This window comes from Kitasatospora sp. UYEF31 (genome assembly GCF_057291755.1).
The window spans coordinates 34,724-51,182 of record NZ_JBXAWK010000025.1 but is presented as its reverse complement, the minus strand read 5'-3'; the positions used below and the strand labels follow the sequence as shown (position 1 = coordinate 51,182).

17 protein-coding genes are annotated in these 16,459 nt (G+C 64.4%); 8 read left to right on the top strand and 9 right to left on the bottom strand.

The annotated features are described in order from the left end of the window. Position 1 precedes the first annotated feature (1 nt). The 6 genes from AC0Z36_RS14980 to AC0Z36_RS14955 form a co-directional block, all read right to left on the bottom strand. A complete protein-coding gene (locus AC0Z36_RS14980; RefSeq protein ID WP_485463353.1) occupies positions 2 to 586 on the bottom strand; it encodes a hypothetical protein in 585 nt (194 codons plus the stop codon). An 88-nt stretch (positions 587 to 674) separates the two neighbouring features. Continuing rightward, positions 675 to 1,085: a spore-associated protein A gene (locus tag AC0Z36_RS14975; RefSeq protein ID WP_485463352.1), complete on the bottom strand. Its 411-nt coding sequence runs from the start codon at positions 1,083 to 1,085 to the stop codon at positions 675 to 677. Beyond that, a complete protein-coding gene (locus AC0Z36_RS14970; protein WP_485463351.1) occupies positions 1,082 to 2,494 on the bottom strand; it encodes a phage portal protein in 1,413 nt (470 codons plus the stop codon). The genes AC0Z36_RS14975 and AC0Z36_RS14970 overlap by 4 nt, the downstream gene beginning before the upstream one ends. Positions 2,495 to 2,502: 8 nt before the next feature. Beyond that, the gene (locus AC0Z36_RS14965; protein ID WP_485463350.1) at positions 2,503 to 3,822 is read right to left on the bottom strand and encodes a terminase TerL endonuclease subunit; all 1,320 of its coding nucleotides are present in this window, start codon (positions 3,820 to 3,822) and stop codon (positions 2,503 to 2,505) included. A gap of 250 nt (positions 3,823 to 4,072) precedes the next feature. Beyond that, positions 4,073 to 4,495, bottom strand: coding sequence for a phage terminase small subunit (locus AC0Z36_RS14960; protein WP_485463349.1), 423 nt, complete (start codon positions 4,493 to 4,495; stop codon positions 4,073 to 4,075). A 181-nt stretch (positions 4,496 to 4,676) separates the two neighbouring features. Then, the gene (locus tag AC0Z36_RS14955; protein ID WP_485463348.1) at positions 4,677 to 5,015 is read right to left on the bottom strand and encodes an HNH endonuclease; all 339 of its coding nucleotides are present in this window, start codon (positions 5,013 to 5,015) and stop codon (positions 4,677 to 4,679) included. 981 nt (positions 5,016 to 5,996) lie between these two features. Here AC0Z36_RS14955 and AC0Z36_RS14950 point away from each other — a divergent pair. From AC0Z36_RS14950 to AC0Z36_RS14935, 4 genes are all read left to right on the top strand, one after another. Then, positions 5,997 to 6,650, top strand: coding sequence for a hypothetical protein (locus tag AC0Z36_RS14950; protein WP_485463347.1), 654 nt, complete (start codon positions 5,997 to 5,999; stop codon positions 6,648 to 6,650). A 28-nt stretch (positions 6,651 to 6,678) separates the two neighbouring features. Continuing rightward, on the top strand, positions 6,679 to 6,852 hold the full coding sequence (locus tag AC0Z36_RS14945; RefSeq protein WP_485463346.1) for a helix-turn-helix domain-containing protein: 174 nt from the start codon (positions 6,679 to 6,681) through the stop codon (positions 6,850 to 6,852). A 108-nt stretch (positions 6,853 to 6,960) separates the two neighbouring features. Further along, positions 6,961 to 7,542: a hypothetical protein gene (locus tag AC0Z36_RS14940; RefSeq protein ID WP_485463345.1), complete on the top strand. Its 582-nt coding sequence runs from the start codon at positions 6,961 to 6,963 to the stop codon at positions 7,540 to 7,542. After that, positions 7,499 to 8,674 (top strand): tyrosine-type recombinase/integrase, encoded by a 1,176-nt coding sequence (locus AC0Z36_RS14935; protein WP_485463344.1) that lies wholly within the window; start codon positions 7,499 to 7,501, stop codon positions 8,672 to 8,674. Before AC0Z36_RS14940 ends, AC0Z36_RS14935 begins: the two co-directional genes overlap by 44 nt. On the opposite strand, the gene AC0Z36_RS14930 is transcribed toward AC0Z36_RS14935, so the two are convergent. After that, on the bottom strand, positions 8,637 to 8,984 hold the full coding sequence (locus AC0Z36_RS14930; RefSeq protein WP_485463343.1) for a nuclear transport factor 2 family protein: 348 nt from the start codon (positions 8,982 to 8,984) through the stop codon (positions 8,637 to 8,639). The genes AC0Z36_RS14935 and AC0Z36_RS14930 overlap by 38 nt on opposite strands. A 164-nt stretch (positions 8,985 to 9,148) precedes the next feature. Between AC0Z36_RS14930 and AC0Z36_RS14925 the strand changes: the two genes are divergently transcribed. Continuing rightward, positions 9,149 to 10,246: a S1C family serine protease gene (locus AC0Z36_RS14925; protein ID WP_485463342.1), complete on the top strand. Its 1,098-nt coding sequence runs from the start codon at positions 9,149 to 9,151 to the stop codon at positions 10,244 to 10,246. A 10-nt stretch (positions 10,247 to 10,256) separates the two neighbouring features. On the opposite strand, the gene AC0Z36_RS14920 is transcribed toward AC0Z36_RS14925, so the two are convergent. Both AC0Z36_RS14920 and AC0Z36_RS14915 read right to left on the bottom strand, forming a co-directional pair. Beyond that, positions 10,257 to 10,610, bottom strand: a complete 354-nt coding sequence (locus AC0Z36_RS14920; RefSeq protein WP_485463341.1) for a hypothetical protein — start codon at positions 10,608 to 10,610, stop codon at positions 10,257 to 10,259. 23 nt (positions 10,611 to 10,633) lie between these two features. Continuing rightward, positions 10,634 to 10,954: a hypothetical protein gene (locus AC0Z36_RS14915; protein WP_485463340.1), complete on the bottom strand. Its 321-nt coding sequence runs from the start codon at positions 10,952 to 10,954 to the stop codon at positions 10,634 to 10,636. 255 nt (positions 10,955 to 11,209) lie between these two features. On the opposite strand from AC0Z36_RS14915, the gene AC0Z36_RS14910 reads away from it, so the two are divergent. From AC0Z36_RS14910 to AC0Z36_RS14900, 3 genes are all read left to right on the top strand, one after another. Then, positions 11,210 to 11,935, top strand: coding sequence for an ABC transporter ATP-binding protein (locus AC0Z36_RS14910; protein WP_485463391.1), 726 nt, complete (start codon positions 11,210 to 11,212; stop codon positions 11,933 to 11,935). Between the two features lie 4 nt (positions 11,936 to 11,939). Next, a complete protein-coding gene (locus tag AC0Z36_RS14905) occupies positions 11,940 to 14,462 on the top strand; it encodes an FtsX-like permease family protein (protein ID WP_485463339.1) in 2,523 nt (840 codons plus the stop codon). Positions 14,463 to 14,600: 138 nt separating this feature from the next. Continuing rightward, complete coding sequence (locus tag AC0Z36_RS14900) at positions 14,601 to 16,388, top strand: serine/threonine-protein kinase (RefSeq protein ID WP_485463338.1); 1,788 nt, start codon at positions 14,601 to 14,603, stop codon at positions 16,386 to 16,388. Positions 16,389 to 16,459: the final 71 nt, after the last annotated feature.

Below are 16,459 nucleotides of genomic sequence, written 5' to 3'. Positions count from 1 at the left end.
GTTATAGACCCAGCGACTTAAGTTGACCCTTCTTGCGGGCCTCAAGAATCGCGGTAGGCTGCATTTTCTTAAGATCTTCACGAGTGAGCTGTACCGGACCGCCAGTATCCGACTGGCGTCCCAGACCGACGTCCTGAGAGAACTTCCCTTTACCCTTAGGCAGTAGGGAAATGAAATCACCGATAGCCTTAAGGTCCGGTTCCCCGTCCTCGTCAAGCAAACTGTCCGAATTAACGAACCGCTTGTAACTGTCCGGAACCTCAACGCCTAGCTTTGCGGCGGCAGCACGTAGTTCCGCGTCCACAAGCCTCTTAGCGGATTCCCGCTTAAGCGTCTTAAGATCGTCCGCACTTCCCTTGTCGGGCGTATTTGCTTCGGATGCCGGAGTAAGGGCCTTCCACGCCTTTTCGTGCTTGCGGGCAAGAGCCCTCCATTTATCGACGTCAGCCTTGGCTGCGGACAGCTCATCGGCCGTAGGGCCGCTACTGGCGTCGGTACTGCCGGTGTCCGCGGCCTGTTCTGTCGTCGCCGTGTCGGCAAGCGTTGAGCCGGTCTCAGGGCCCGTGGTTGGTGCGGTATCGCTCATTGTTTATTAACCGTCCATGTCGGCAGGCATCAAAAAAGCCCCGGCACCGTGTCGGCGCGGAGCGGGAAAGGGGGATACGGTTCAGCGGTTAGCCGCAGTGGACGCCGCGCTGTTCCTGGGTGTAGCTGCGAACAGAACCACCCCAGTCGATGCAACGGCCCCGCGCATTGAGAAATACAGGACCGGCGTAAGAGGTGAAATCGCCGCCTTCGCCAACAGCCGGACCGGTATCAGTAATTGCGAGAAAAACCACTACGCTAACAGGCGCGCCGGTAATCGTGCGCTGAGTTAGAGCGCAATTATAACCGGTGGTGGTGTTGTAAGTTAGGAATACCGTTCCAGAGCTGTCCACCATAGTCATAGTGTCGATTAGGCGATATCCAGAGCCACACTGGCCGCCATAGGCAGCAGCGGCAGAAGCCGACGGAGCAGCGGCCGTAAGACCTAAGAATACGAGGGCAAGGGCCGTCATGATGGCAGCGATACGGCGGTAGATCACTTCTGAATACTCCTGGTGTCGGGTGTTTGCGTTTGGGTGTTAGCAGTGACTTGTAGCGCTTCGCCGGGCGCGCTTGAAGGCGCTCCCATTTGTACGGCCAAAGCCTGGGCCTGGTCAGCTTCCGCCTGATTCATCTCATCGAACCGGCTAATCTGATGTGGTGTATAACCGGCGTCCTGCCAGAGCTGACGCGACGGCACACCTAGCGTTTTAAGTTTCGTCAGAGCGTCGATGTGCTGTGCCTCTGTACGGTATTCTGGGTCGGCCCAAATCGTTTCAGCATTGAACGCCTCCGCGCGGACGTCACCCTTCACAGCAAAGGAATAGCGCATAACCTGTTCCCAGGACTCGCCGAACCCCAGCATGCGGTCACGGGCCTTAGCGACTAGCCCGGCCTCTGCGGACGTAATAGACTCGCCGGAGGGGGCTTGCCCGCCATTCAGCAAGAAGTAGTGAAACGGAATACGTGATGTACTTGCCAAGTGCTGGCACAACATTTCAACAAGAGCGACGTAGTTACTCAGTGAAGCCGCTTCAAACTGACCAAATCGCGCGTTCGGGTCTTCTGCCTGCAACAGTCGATCAATGGCTATTCGGTACGGCTCGATAGGCTGACCCGTGTCCGGGTCCTCCTGAATTTCAATGCCGATAGCCCAGCGCTGCGGAAACGCCGCAAACTCAGACGCAACAATGCTATCCACGACAATTTTGTTAATCGCATCCTGAATCGGAATTACCGACTTCAAGTCAGACATGGGCGGGCCAACAAGCCGCTGCCGGTTCATCAGCGGCACGACGGGAACAAAGTGGAGCGGATTGTTCTCCTCTACCGGGTCCGTCCACTCGTTCTGGCCGACGGTAGAACTCGATGTATAGACATACTCAGGCGTCCAAAGGGTCGCGTGCTCCACTCCCCAGTCGTCACGGTAATGTTTGATGGCTGACAGAATGTCCCGGCGTGAGCCGGGCTTGTACTGCACAGTGACGTGTTCCGCCGACTCAACGTTAATCGTCGGCTCGCCATCAGGACCCGCCCAAACAATCGCGTACGACTGCTCCTGAATCAGTGCGTCCAAATGGGCCGCGTTGGAATCCGCGTCCATGTGATTGCGTTGCCAAATGTCCCAAGCATCAGAATCGGCGTTCGGGTCATCAGTCATCCGAAAGCCGTCAACGCGGATGCGTTCCGCTACGGAATCAATGATCAGCCCGCAGAAGTTGTCCGCGAACTGGTCAAACATGAAGCCGAACTCTTGATTAAATTTCGCCTGAGCGAACGCTAGTCGCTGCTTGTCGCCAGAGTAGTAATCCGAATATTTCTGAATCCGACCCAAACGGCCGGACAGCTTCCCCTGAAGGTACGAAATCCAGTCCTTAGGGGAAGTGGGTGGTGCTGTAAGTCCCGCCATGAAATCACTCAGAATCCAACAAGTCGAGAACGCTTTTTCGTGCCCCGACCGTCCGTCAGGGCATCCGCGCGCGCCTCGTAAGCAAGGACGGCACATACCGCAAGGTCAATTTTCTTCTTACTACGGGGAGAATCCTTATTGATAAGCCGTCCCTGTGGAACCTCCCGTGTCACGGCATTAAGGACATGCCGGCGGATGCGCAGATCCCCATCATGCCTTAGCGCCTTGGTTTTGGCGGCCGTCTCGAACCGCTCGATGGCTTGAGCCATGCGCGTCGGCCTATTCGTCCAGTACTCAAAAACAATCTTGTCGCCGTACTCAAGAGCCCAACGACCTACAATGTCCTGCCAATACGGGGGATCGCAATACATCCACTGCACGTCATACGTAGTGAAGGCGGCCAATACAGCGGCCTCGACGGAAAGCGCGTCCACTTCCCAATCCTTACCGGCCTCGCCCTCCGGGCATTCCCAGAGGCCCAGAAGGAACAGTTTTCCATCCCGCAAGCGCGCCCCAACAAGGCCGGTACTGTCACTTCTCAGAGATCCATCAAAACCAACTGCGATGGTGTCGCCGGGCATGATCGGGTCGTCGCTGCCAAAGCAGGCTTGCCAGACGTCCAGGGACAGCCATGTATCGGCGCTCTCGGTAATCTGATTCAGATAGAAGCGCATGGAATTTGCGAGCTTTGCGCGGGGGTCAATCATGGCTGCGTAAATGCTGTCGATGTCTACCCATGTTGAATCTCCGTACGCTTCCATCAGGGCTGGAATGACACTCGCGCGATCTTTGACTGAACCAATCTTTGGCGCTTCTACGCAGTCGTAAAGAATGTCCGTCGCGCCGTCGTCCACGGCCTCCCGTGTAGCCTGTGCGGTAGAATCCTCGTTCGGGTTATAGGCGTTAGTGGACTCGACGTAGCGGGCGAGGCCTCCCGGGTTTTTGCGGATATTGCGGTCAATAACGTCCGCCACCTTGTGGCCGCCGTTGCTGGCCGTCCAGTGGTGGGTCTCATCCCACACGGCGAAAGTCGGGCGTCCGCCTTCCAGTGAGGCCGCGCCGGTAGCCGTCGGCTCGATACTGCCCGGTCGGCCGTCCTTGAACTGAATCAAGGTTTTACCAATATCGATCCCCAGAGACTCCCTCAGCGGGGACTCAATCAGCATTCCGCGCACAAGGTCCGAAGTATTGCGGGTCTGGTGAAGTGCCGTTGCGGCAATCTGAACCCACGGTGCGGCAACGCGCTTACCGACTACATTGCCGAACTCGTCAAAGTGAGAGAATCTACAAGGCCCGCAAAACTCGATGATGCAAAGCGCCGCGAGCACGGGACTTTTCCCCAGCCCTTAGACCTCCTAAGGGAGGCCGACCGATATAGCCAACGGCCGTCTTCGTCCACGGCGTAAAACCACGCAATGAACCGGATCTGTTCCGCAGTGAAACGCCAGGGCTCCCCCGCGTTCTCCCCATCGGGCTGAACAATATTCGTTTCCGCCCACGACAAAATATGCCAAGCAAGCGTGTGTTCCGGCATCCCCGACGGGATGTTTCCCGTTTGGGGCATCTCAAATACTCCTACTAATTAAAAGCGCTCCGGTATCGATCCATGTCGACAACTCCGCCGAACGGCGTAACCGGCTCGTCAGTCGGTTTCTTTTCCTGCGCGGGCGATTTCATACGCATCGTCTGTCGATCCCGCACAGTCGCGCCCAGACGTTCCTCGTTAAGCCTGATCTCTGCCAGGACAGAAGAACGCGGATTGTCCCAGTAGTCGTCTACTAGCGGTGCCAGCATCTGGAGGCGTTCCCAATCGGACGGAAGGAAGCTTTCCGCCTGAGGGGCGGTTGTCCACATGTCCCACCAGCGCTGAGTAGCGGTGCTGTACTGAGAACGCTTGAAAAGCTTCGGAGGGGCCGTAACCGAATTTCCGGACAATGCCTCTTCAGGGTGCCGATTCCGACGGCGAGGGTTCGTCGTCGGAATCGGTCCACGTCCAGCCATCCCAATTTCCTCCCTCGTCGGCAAGTAGCTCCTCGGCGGCCTCCAGTCGCCATGTGCGCGCCTCCCTGGCGCGCTGGCCGCTCTTGGGTCTGCCATCGTCCTGGCATCCGCAGCGAGCCGTACAGCTGTAGCCCCAAAGGGCAGCCCATCCAAGCATCAGCGCCACAGTGTCCCCAGGTATCTAAGTAAGTCCGACTGCGCGATCCCTGCCGCTTTTCGCCGCGTGACAGTCCTTATGTAGGCTCTGAAGGTTCCCCAGGGCCCACGTACCGCCCCGCGCTACCGGCGTAATGTGATCCACCTCTGTAGCTCCGTGCAGGCCGCACAGGCGGCAAATGAATCGGTCGCGCCGGAGCGCCTGGAGGCGCAATGTCGTTGCGTTTCCCGGACGCGCGGCGTTCCGCGCGGACGTACGCGACCAGGGTTTTTCCAGCGGTCGCGCGTGCTCTTCGCATGCGCCGTCGCGAACGGCAATTCGTACGCACCCGGCCTTAAGGCAGATGGATTTAGCCCTAGGCATAGATACCTCAATGGATGAGCGACCCGGCGGGGAAACGCGGGCCTCAACCCGCCGGGAAGTAGGTACCAGTAATCAAGATCTATCCAGCAAAAAGAAGAATCTCTATGGTGTTTCTGAGTTGCTTGACTACTGGCAGTTCTTAGATCCCCCGCCGCAAGCGGGGGCGTATCTACTACTTATGCAGCCTGAAGGCCGCTAGTAGCAAGTTCATGTATCTACTACTTATTTTCTTAGCAGTAGGCATCTATCAGATCCCCATAGGGGGATCTGTAGTAGTAAGGAGTAGTAGTTCTAGTAGCAGGTAGGAACTTGTACCCCTTAAGGGGTACTACTGCCGCTGTGCTCGCTACGCTCACACCACGGCTAAACCCCACCCCCCCCACCCCCCTCCCCGGGGGCTCACTAGGTGAGGACTGTGCCCAGAATCCAAAACGGGTCACTTTTGCCATGTGACGCTCATCACAGTGGACAGGGAGGCGTTTTCCTGCCTAGTGTCAGCGCCATGTTCCTCCAAAACTCCATATCGTCAAAATCATTCACACCCGGCCTGGGCTCTCTCCCCGTCGGATACCGTAACGGCAGAGCCGTCGCCCGAATGTCCTCCCTAGCGGAGCTGACCGGGTACGACCTGCACCACCTTCGCGTTCTGTACAAGGAACTTCCCGACCGGTCTCTGATCGAGGTCATTTCCGGGGTTACCGCGCACGACCTGGGATTCAAAGTCTCCCGATCCCTCAAACAGACGACACTTTCCCTGTCCGCCGTGTGCTGGATGGTCCTTAACCGCACGGACATGGGACACCTGGACGAGGCCGTTTACGCCCTGCTTGATGAGGCGGCAAATAAACGCCGTATCGCAGGGGAGCGGCCCCCGTGCCGAAATCCACTGGGCCAGATGTACAGCGATCTGTACACCCGCGCGTGGGCGCGCCATGAGGCAAATGTTCACGTTGAAGCACGGAAAGACGCTGGAGGCCAACCGTGGCTCTTGGCGGGCTGATCCTCAACGTGGACGGGGAAGAATTTGCCCGCACCTGCCACAATGCATTAGCGCACATCCCCGCGCGGGGCTCCGTGCAGTCCGCAGAAGTCCGCCTACAGGCGGACGGGATTCATATCACCGGTACGGACCGGTACACCATCGGGCGCTCCTGGTGCGGATACGACGAGCCGACCGGGGCGGACCCGTGGCCCGTCGCGCCGCTGCATATCCCCCGCGCCGGGCTGGCGGAGCTGGACCGCATCGGGAGGGCCGCTAAAGGCGGCCTACGGCTGGAAGTGCGCCGGGAAGCGATAGAGGCCGCGCCCCGGCACTCGGGAGAGTCCGGAGTTCTCGTGATGACGACGCCGGACCCGGACCCGGCCCTCTGGCCGCTGTGCGATGACCTCCTGGAGCGTCTGGAGCGGACAGCCCCGTACGTACCGGAAGTAATCGCGCTGGACCCGTCATTATTGGCGCGGTTTGGGAAAATCAAAACCGGCAAGGCGACCTCGCCCATGATGGATGTATGGCTATCCGGCGCGGACGATCCGCTACTAATCAAGATCGGCCCCGCGTTTACGGGGGCCCTTATGCCGGTTGACCGGGCTATTGCCGCCGCGTCTGGTGCGCGTGGTGAAGATTTCCTCTGGTAGCACCAGAGCGAGTGGGAGACGACTTCATATGGACAGCAACCTCATGACGGTCACTCAGCTCGCTGAGCACCTGAGCGTCAAGACGTCGTGGATCTACGACAACTACAAGAAGGAGGGTATCCCCGCCTTGCGCGTCGGCGCTCTGCTGCGCTTCCGCCCATCCGACGTGAGGCGCTGGCTCAACAGCCGACCCGAAGCCTGAGCCGCAACCATGCAGGTCTATCCGGAAACGTCAACTCCGGATCTGTCAGGTCAGTACTAGACAGCAGTGGCTTGCTCTGGCATCGTGGCGCCACGTAAGCTCCTCACCATGACCAACGAACAGCGGGCCAGCGGTTTCCAGGGATCAGCCCAGAGCGCTCTACGGATCGGATCGTGGGATGTCTCTGTGTGGTGGTCTGAAGGTGTGGCCATGGCCCACCCCCAGGCAATTACCATCGCACCGGCTCCGGATGGAGATCCGCAGGAGATCGCTCGTGGCATCTCCACGGTGGTCCTCAGGCAGATCGATATCCCGGCCATTGTGCACGGAAGGGCAGAATTCGGGTTCGACGCGAACAGCTGGGCGGCGGTCTCGGGTACTAGCCCGGGAGGGCTCGCGCGGATGGCCCAAGGCCGTACGACGGATATTTACCTCGCCGTCCTGTCCAGGGCATACGTGAACCTCGTAAACCGGGGGGAGCGTGCCCCGGCTCGGCAAATTGCTTATTGGGGTGGGATTAATCTCGCCACTGTAAAGGGGCATTTGCAGAAGGCTCGCAAACGGGAGTTGCTGTCGAAGGTCGAAGGCAAGGCCGGTGGGGAGCTGACGCCGAAAGCGATGCAGCTTCTAGAGAAGGAATCAGGAAATGGCTCGGGTGTTCCAGAAGTGCAAGGACGATCCGCAGAATAACCACTACCCCTGCGAGAAGACCCGTTGCGGTCACTCGTGGACGTGCCGCTACCGGGAGCCGGGCGGACGTCAGTCTCGACAGCGCGAGAAGTCGTTTCCGGCTAAAGGGATGGCGCTATCCTTCGCCACCAAGGCTGAGCATGACAAACTTCAGGGAACCTACATCGACCCGGAACGTGGGAAAATTCCCGTACGGGTGTGGGCCGTTCAGTGGCTGGATCAGCATCCGGTCGGCGAGTCAACGCGAAGGAACTATCAGGGCTTCATCGACAACTATTTGATACCGCTGCTGGGGCGGAAGACCATCGCGGGGCTGGCGCCATCTGATGCGCGACGGCTGCAAGCGGTAATGCGCGAAGCGGGTTTGCAGCCGTCTACAATAAATGACCGGTTGATCTGCCTTCGGGCGATGCTCAACACTGCGGTCATGGACGGCTGTATACCCAAGAACCCGTGCCTTGAGGTGAAGCCGCTCAAGTCTGCTTTCATCCAGGTCGATGAGGATCGCATTCCGGACCTGTCGAAGGTCGTCGCGATTGCTGACGCGATGTCGGATCAGTACAAACTCGCGGTCTGGCTCATGGCGGGTGCTGGCCTTCGCGTCAGCGAAGCCCTGGCCTTCTCGGCTGAGTGCAAGCGAAACGGTTTCGTACGGATACGCCGTCAGGTCAACGACAAGGCAGCCCGGGGCGACTGCCGTACGCGCCTGGTGCCGCTCAAACACCGGACTGAGATGGAGTACCGCGACGTGCCGCTACCCGACTTCCTAGCGGCAGAGATTGACGCGCACATAGAACGGTGGGGTACGCGGCCGGTTGACGATGTCCAAGTGCTGTTTGCGCCGCAGCAAGGCAGGGGCACGATGCCTACGGCGTCGACGTTTGCCTACCACTGGCGCAAGGCGCTCTGGGCGGCCGGGCTCGAATCGAGCGGGTACACGCCCCACAGTCTCCGGCACTTTTTCGCATCGACCGCTATCGCTGGAGGTGTGCCGCTGCTTGAGGTAAGTCGGTGGCTCGGGCACAGGTCCATCAAGATCACAGCTGACGTTTACGGGCACCTTGTGAAGGATGCGCCTGAACGCGCGCGCAAGATCATGGAAGCAGCCCTACGGCCGACTGCGGCAGCCTGACACGAAGCCTTCCCGTCCCCGTGCTGACTCCGTGCTGACTCGGCAGATAAAGAGCAGTGTTTGCGCAGGTCAGGGCGGTGCCGGGAACGTTGTGCTGGAACGCGGGGAACATACCCATCGCCGCGTCGAGGAACTCCGTGATCTCCGTCAGCCCGCCGCGCGGCCCGCCCATCGCGGTGTAGTCCACCACCGCGTCGTCGGTGAAGACTCCGCCGAGCGCCGCCCAGTCGCGGGTGTCGACGGCGTGCGCGTAGCGGACCATCAGGTCCTGGATCTCCAGGCGGTCGGATATCTCCTGCAGCGACAGCATGCGTTCCTCCGTACGGGCGGGGCTGATTTGTGGCTGCAATGTGGCAGCACCCCGAAGAGATCACAAGAGCCGCCCCGAGTGGCCGGAATGATCTATCCCGGATGGAATGTCGTACGGGTGCTCTGGCCGGTCCAGGGCCGCACGACACTTCTCCGGGAGGCCCAGTGGACAGCCGTACGCCAGACTTCACAAAGAAAAGCAGCGCACGACGCGGCACAGCCCTCCTCGCGGTGGCCGTGGCCATCGCCCTCAGCGGCACCGGCTGCAAAGGTGATGTGACGCCGAAGGGTGGCGCGAAGACCCAGTCGCCGACGCAGGCCCCGGTAGCCGGCGCGGGTTCCGCCGTCTCACTCCAGGGCGCGTACGAGAAGACCGTCACGCAGGTCCTGCCCTCCGTCGTCCAGATCACCTCGAAGTCCGCGCTCGGCTCGGGCGTTGTGTACGACACCAAGGGCCACATCGTCACAAACGCCCACGTGGTCGGCACTGAGACCCAGTTCGAGGTGGCACTGTCCACCGGCAGCAAGACCCTGACCGCCAGGCTGGTCGCCGCCTATCCGCCGGACGACCTCGCGGTCATCAAGCTGGACGAGCCGCCGGAGGGCCTGAAGCCCGCCGCGTGGGCGGACAGCTCCCGGCTCCAGGTGGGGCAGATCGTCATGGCGATGGGCAATCCGCTGGGGCTGTCCTCCAGCGTCACCGAAGGCATCATCTCGGCGACGGGGCGGACGGTCAGCGAAGGCAGCGGCAGCTCCGCCGCCATCTCCAACGCGATCCAGACCTCCGCCGCGATCAACCACGGCAACAGCGGCGGCGCGCTGGTCAACCTGGACGAGCAGGTGGTCGGCATCCCGACGCTGGCCGCCGCAGACCCGCAGTCCCAGGCCGCGGCACCGGGCATCGGCTTCGCCATCCCGGCGAACACGGTCAAGCACATCGCCGACCAGATCATCAAGGACGGCAAGGTCACCGACTCAAATCGGGCCGCGCTGAACGCCAGCGTGCGCAGCCTGATCACCCGGACGGGCGAACCGGCCGGAGTGGGTATCGCAGCAGTGGACGCGGGTGGAGCAGCGGACAAGGCCGGCATCCGGGCCGGCGACGCCGTCGTCTCCGTCGACGACACCGGGATCACCGGCCAGGACGACCTCAGTACAGCCCTGGCCGCGCACGCGCCCGGCGACAGGGTGAAGGTCGGCCTCGTGCGGGCGGACCGGAGCAAAGCCACCGTCGAAGTGACGCTGGGGGAGCTGAAGTCCTAACAGGCTGAAGCTACTTGACGGCGATCGCCACGATCTCCGTGCTTGTGCACAACGACGACAGCACCGGGTCCGGGACACAGGTGCGGACGAACACCGTGTCCGCGCTGGTGCCCGCGACCCTGGCGTTCGGGAACACCGGAGTGGACCAGGCCTTCTTCCCGTCCGGGCCCCACGCGTCCAGGCGCACGGGTTCCAGCGCCGGTGGTCGAAAGGACCACCCGGCGGGGACGGGGGCCGGTGCCAGGGTCGGCAGCGCGGGGTCGTCGCCCGAGTCGATCCTGCGGACTGTGGCCAGCCCGGTCCAGACGGCCAGCCGCTCGTCCCAGTCGTCCCCGCCGGCGGACGGCACACCGTCGCCGTTCACGTACAGGGTGCCTCCGACGACGGTTACGTCACCGATGCGGCCGTCGGGCGAGGAGGCCCGCCACGCAGGGTTGCCAGTGCGCGGGTCGAGTCCGTACAGAACCTCGCCGACGGACAGCAGGACACCCTGCGGCACTCGTCCTGACGCTGTTTCAGGACCTGTCCGGCGTTGAGGTCGGGCGTGGTCTTCTCCTTCTTCGTGGCGTGGTTGCTACCGCTCACGAGCAGACCGCACCCGGCGGTCAGCAGCCCCAAGAGAAACGGCCCGTCGAGCGCGGCCAGCAGACAGCCGACGACGGTGCGGGCCGGCGACGGTCCGCCGTGGCCGGTTCCTGTGCTGCTCATCTGTGACGGCTCCTCGTGGTCGGTCTGCGGAGACTAGCGCCCGTCCCGGGCCACCCCTCGGGCAATAAGGGGGCTACCCCCACCCCGGAGACGGGCGGTCGCCGGATCGTTCCCAACTCTCCGTTCGGCCAGGCTTGGCAGCAGGAAGAAAGCTGTCCGCCGAATCTGAGGAGCCCGACTGTGTTCACCCGCCGTACCGCCGTTCTGGAAGCACAGGAGACAGCCCGCGCCGGGCTGTACACGACCCCCGCGCCGATGGACGATGCCGTACGCCTGGACCGGGTCGCCAAGTCCTACGGCCGGGGCGGCAGCACGGTGCACGCACTGCGCGGGGTCAGCATCGGCTTCGGCCGCGGCACCTTCACCGCGGTCATGGGTCCGTCGGGGTCCGGCAAGAGCACCTTCCTCCAGTGCGCCGCCGGGCTCGACCGGCCGACCTCGGGCACGGTCACCCTGGGCGACACCGACATCGGGAAGCTCAGCGAGAACAAGCTGACCGTGCTGCGCCGGACCCGCGTCGGGTTCGTCTTCCAGGCGTTCAACCTGGTGCAGTCACTGACCGCGGAGCGGAACGTGACCCTGCCGCTGCGCCTGGCCGGGGCGCGGATCGACAAAGCGTGGACGGCCGAAGTCCTGGGCCGGGTCGGTCTCAGCGGCCGGGCCGGGCACCGCCCCGCGCAGATGTCCGGTGGTCAGCAGCAAAGGGTGGCGATAGCCAGGGCGCTGATCACCCGGCCCGATGTGCTGTTCGCCGACGAGCCGACCGGCGCGCTCGACACCAAGACTGGGCGCGAAGTCCTGGCCCTGCTGCGGGAGACGGTCGACTCGTTCGGCCACACCGTCGTGATGGTCACCCACGACCCGGTCGCGGCTTCGTACGCGGACCAGGTCCTGTTCCTCGCCGACGGCCACATCGTCGACGCCATGGCCCGCCCCACCGTTGAAGCAGTCGCCGACCGCATGATCCACCTGGAGGGCTGACGTCATGCTGCGCCTTGCCTTCGGGACCCTCCGTACCCGGCTAACGTCCTTTGTCGGAGCCTTTATCGCGGTCATGCTGTGCGCGATGATGGTCACCGCCGCCGGGGTGATGCTGGAATCAGCCATCCGGACCAAAACACCCGTCGAGCGGATCGGCGGTGCCGCAGCGGCCGTCGCCGCCACCGGGCAGATCGAACGCACGCCGCAGATGAGCGCGGCGAAGGAGAAGGAGGAGATCTCCGGCGAGCTGCTGCCCGAACGGACGCGTGTCCCGGCCGAGTTGGCGGCCCGGTTCGCAACGGTTCCGGGCGTCGCGCAGGCGGTTGCCGACCGTACGGTCCAGGTTTCGCTCCCTGACGGCACGTCAGCAGACGCCCACGGCTGGGACAGTGCGGCACTCAAGCCGACCGCGCTGGCCTCGGGTCGGGCGCCGGTCAGGAACAACGAAGTTGTGGCGTCCGGAAACCTCGGCGCGCAGCTGAAGGTGATGACCCCTCAGGGGGCGCGTGCGTACACGGTCGTCGGCACAGTCGGCACAGTCGGCGGAAAGAGTGTGTTCTTCACCCCGCAGGAGGCCGCGCAGCTCACCGGCCTCCCCGCCCAGGCCGACTTCATCGGCATCGTCGCCGCGCCGGGCGTGGACAAGAAGCAGCTCGTCAAAAGCCTGAAAGCCTCCGTCGCGGCCTACACCAACGAGCGTGGGCCGCTGTACGGCGACCCGTCGCGCCCGCAGCCCAAGCTGACAGTGGTCTCCGGCGGTGGCCTCGGCGCGGTGGAATCCCCGCTGGCCAACGTGGCGAAGACCGACGTCACCGCGTTCTCCGGAGTCTTCGGCGGCTACGCGGCCTTCACCGCGATCTTCGTGGTGGCCGGGGCCTTCGGCTTCTCCGTCCAGCAGCGCATCCGGGAGATCGGGATGCTGCGGGCCATCGGCGCGACGCCCCGGCAGATCCGCCGGATGGTGTCCAGTGAGGCACTGCTCGTCGCCGTCGCCGCGTCGCTTGTCGGCACGCCCCTCGGCTACCTGTTCGCCCGGGTCATCCGTGCCGCGTTCGGCGAGACCGTGCCTGACGGATTCACCCTCCAGGCGAGCCCCTTGCCGGCGCTCGCCGGGGCCGGTACGACGATCCTCATCACCCAGCTCGCCGCCTTCTTCGGTGCCCGCCGGGCGGCGAAGGTCAAGCCCACCGAGGTGTTCGCGGGCCCGGCCAAGCGGCGCGTCCTGGGGCCGGCCATCCGCTACAGCTTCGGTGTCGCGGCACTGGCCGGCGGCGTGGCCATGACCGTACTGTCGATGAGCCTCAGCGGCGAGGACGGCGCCCAGGCCGCGGTCGGCATCGTGTTCACCTTCATGGCCGCCGCCGCACTGCTCGGCCCGGTGATCGCCAAGGTCGGCGCGGCGGTCCTGGGAAGGCTGTTCGGCATCGGCGGCGGCGCGACCGGCGAGCTCGCCCACGCCAACAGTGCGATGAACCCCGCCCGGATCTCCGCCGTGGTCACGCCGATCATGCTGTGCGTCGCCTTCACCTGCACGGTCCTGTTCACCGGCACGACCACCGGAGAACTGACCCGCGATCAGAGCCGGGACCGCACAACCGCGTCCTACATCCTCGGCGGCCCGGGTGGCGTGGGCCTGTCCGAAAAGACGGTCGACAGCGTACGGAAGACCCCGGGCGTCAGCGCGGTGACCGGCACTGTCGCCACCAAGGTCTTCGCCGGGTCCGACGTCGCCGCCGTGCCGTTCCCCGCGCACGGCGTCGACCCCGCCGTCGGACAGGTCCTGAACCTCGGAGTCACCAGCGGCGACACCGCGACCCTCACCGGCGCTGGCACCGTGGCACTGAGCAAGCTCCGCGCCGACACCGACGACAAGAAAGTCGGCGACACCGTGCGCCTGTGGCTCGGCGACGGAACCCCCGTGGCGCTGAAGGTCGTCGCGGTCTACAAGAACGCGCTCGGCTTCGGCGACTACCTGATCCCGCGCGGCCTCGCGGCGGCGCACAGCACCGCAATCGGCCTCGACGCGGTCTACGTGGCCGGAAACCCGGACCGGACCGCACTCCTCGCGGCCACCGGCGCACAGATCGTCGACCGCGACAGCTACCTGGACAGCCTGAACGGCGAACTCTCGGAGAACGCCCGGGCACAGGCGACCATCCTCGGAGTGATCGCCCTGTTCATCGCGGTCGGCGTGGCCAACACCCTGGTGATGGCCATCGGACAGCGGGGCCGCGAGTTCGCCCTGCTGCGCCTCGTCGGCACCACCCGGCGGCAGGTCAGGGCGATGGTCCGACGGGAGACCGCAGTCATCGCGGTGCTCGGCATCGGTCTGGGCACGGCCATCGCATGGTTGACACTGGGAGCGTTCACCCACGGACTCACCGGAGAGTTCAACGCGATGTTCCCGCCGGTCACCTACCTCGGCGTCGTCGGCGCGGCAGTCGCTCTGGTCTACGCGGCCTCGCTGCTTCCGGCCCGCAGCGCCCTGCGCCGCGACCCGGTCGCGGAGATCGGGGCCAGGGAATGACCGGCGAATCCCGCCACTGAGGCGTGGGTCACACGGATGGTTCAACGGGCACTACCCGGCGGATGAAATGATTCCGCCGGGTAGGAATGATCCGGAAGGACACAACCGGGTGCCGAAGAGAGCAAGGAAGGCGGGGCGATGTCTGCGACCGAGAGCGCCGGCATACGACCGCTGCGGGGGTCAGACCCGCATTCGGTGGGCCCGTACCGGCTGATCGGGCGGCTGGGCGCCGGCGGCATGGGCACCGTCTACGCGGGTGCCGACGCGACGGGCCGCCGCGTGGCGGTCAAGGTCGTGCACCCGCACTACGCCGACGACGACGAGTTCCGGGCCAGGTTCGCCCGGGAGGTCTCCCTGCTCCGGCGGGTGCGCGGCACCTGTATGACGCCTGTGCTGGACGCCGACGTCGAGGCCGAACAGCCGTGGTTCGCCTCCGAGTACGTCCCCGGGCCGACGCTGGACGAGCGGATCAACGAGCAGGGCGCGATCGTCGGCGACGAACTGATGGCGGTGGCCGCGGGTCTGGCCGAGGCGCTGGTCGCGCTGCACGACGCGGGTGTCGTCCACCGTGACCTGAAGCCGCAGAACATCATCCTGTCCCCGCAGGGCCCCCGGGTCCTGGACCTGGGCATCGCCCGGTCGCAGGAGGACGACGGACTGACCCGCACGGGCATGATGATCGGCTCCCCGGCGTGGATGAGCCCCGAGCGCTTCAAGGGCCACGACTCGTCCTTCGCGGGCGACGTGTACGCGTGGGCCATGCTGCTCACCTACGCGGCCTCCGGGCAGGTCCCGTACGGCAGTGGAAGCCCGGAGATGGTGGCCCTGCGGGTGATGCAGGAGGACGCGGACCTGTCCTCCGTGCCGCCGCAGATCCAGCACATAGTCACCGCCGCCGCGAGCCGCGACCCCGGTCAGCGCCCGGCCGCCCGCGACATCCTCACGGAGATCACCCGCTGCTGGTGGGGCACCCTCGGCTCGTTCCCGGCGCCCGCGCTCGACCCGGTGGCCGACGCGACCGGGCTGATCCAGCTGCACTGGCAGCCGGGCCCGCAGGCGGCGGACGTCAGCTGGGACACCCCCGTGCCCACGCACACCGCGCAGCACTCCGCCCGGCAGCCTTCGTACGGCTACACCGCGCAGGCCCCGCTCCCGTCGGACACCCCGTCAGGCGGCCGGGCGGCGGCAAGGGCGGCGGCAAGGAACGAGAGCAAGGGCGGCGGCAAACCAGGCGGCCGCCGCAGCGGGCGGCGCAGCAAGCCGCTGTGGCCGTTCATCGCGGCCGGGGCCGCCGTCTGCGCGGTGGTCTTCACCGTCGTCCTGATCGCCACGCAGGCGAACAAGGACGAGAAGCCCAAGGAGAAGGCCGCCGCTGTGCCCACGGACCCGGCGGGGACGGTGGTGGGCCCGGTCACGTACAACCTGATCGGGATGACCTTCGACGTCCCGGCCGGCTGGAAGGCCAAGCCGCAGGACACCCTTTCGGTGTGTGTGGTCCCGGTGGACCTGCCGGACGACCAGCAGGGCTGCGACCGCGGGGGCCTGCGGGTGTGGGCCGCGGACAAGGACGGCCGGGCCGGCGACCGGAAGATCCTGATGGACGCTGACAACAACTGGGCCCTCGGACGCCCCACGGCGTGCCTGGCAGACCCGGCGGACAAGGGCCCGGTGAAGATCAACTACAACAGCAAGAAGAACTTCGACGAGATCCGCAAGGACGACCCCCTCCGGGCGGACCTCAAGTACGAAGTGGCCAAGTACACGGTCACCTGCGCCGGGGGCAAGACGTTCGAGCCCAAGGTGTGGTGGCTGCCGATCTCGAAGATCTCTTTCAGCACCGGCGCGCTGCCGTCGCAGTACGACGGGCAGCTCCGGGAGATGCTCAAGTCGGTCGACCTCAGCCGGTACATGAAGCCGAAGGGCTGACACGGGCGGCCACGGGGTCTCCCGTACGACCGATGCCGGGCGCCGTCCGTAAGGACGGCGCCCGGCATCGG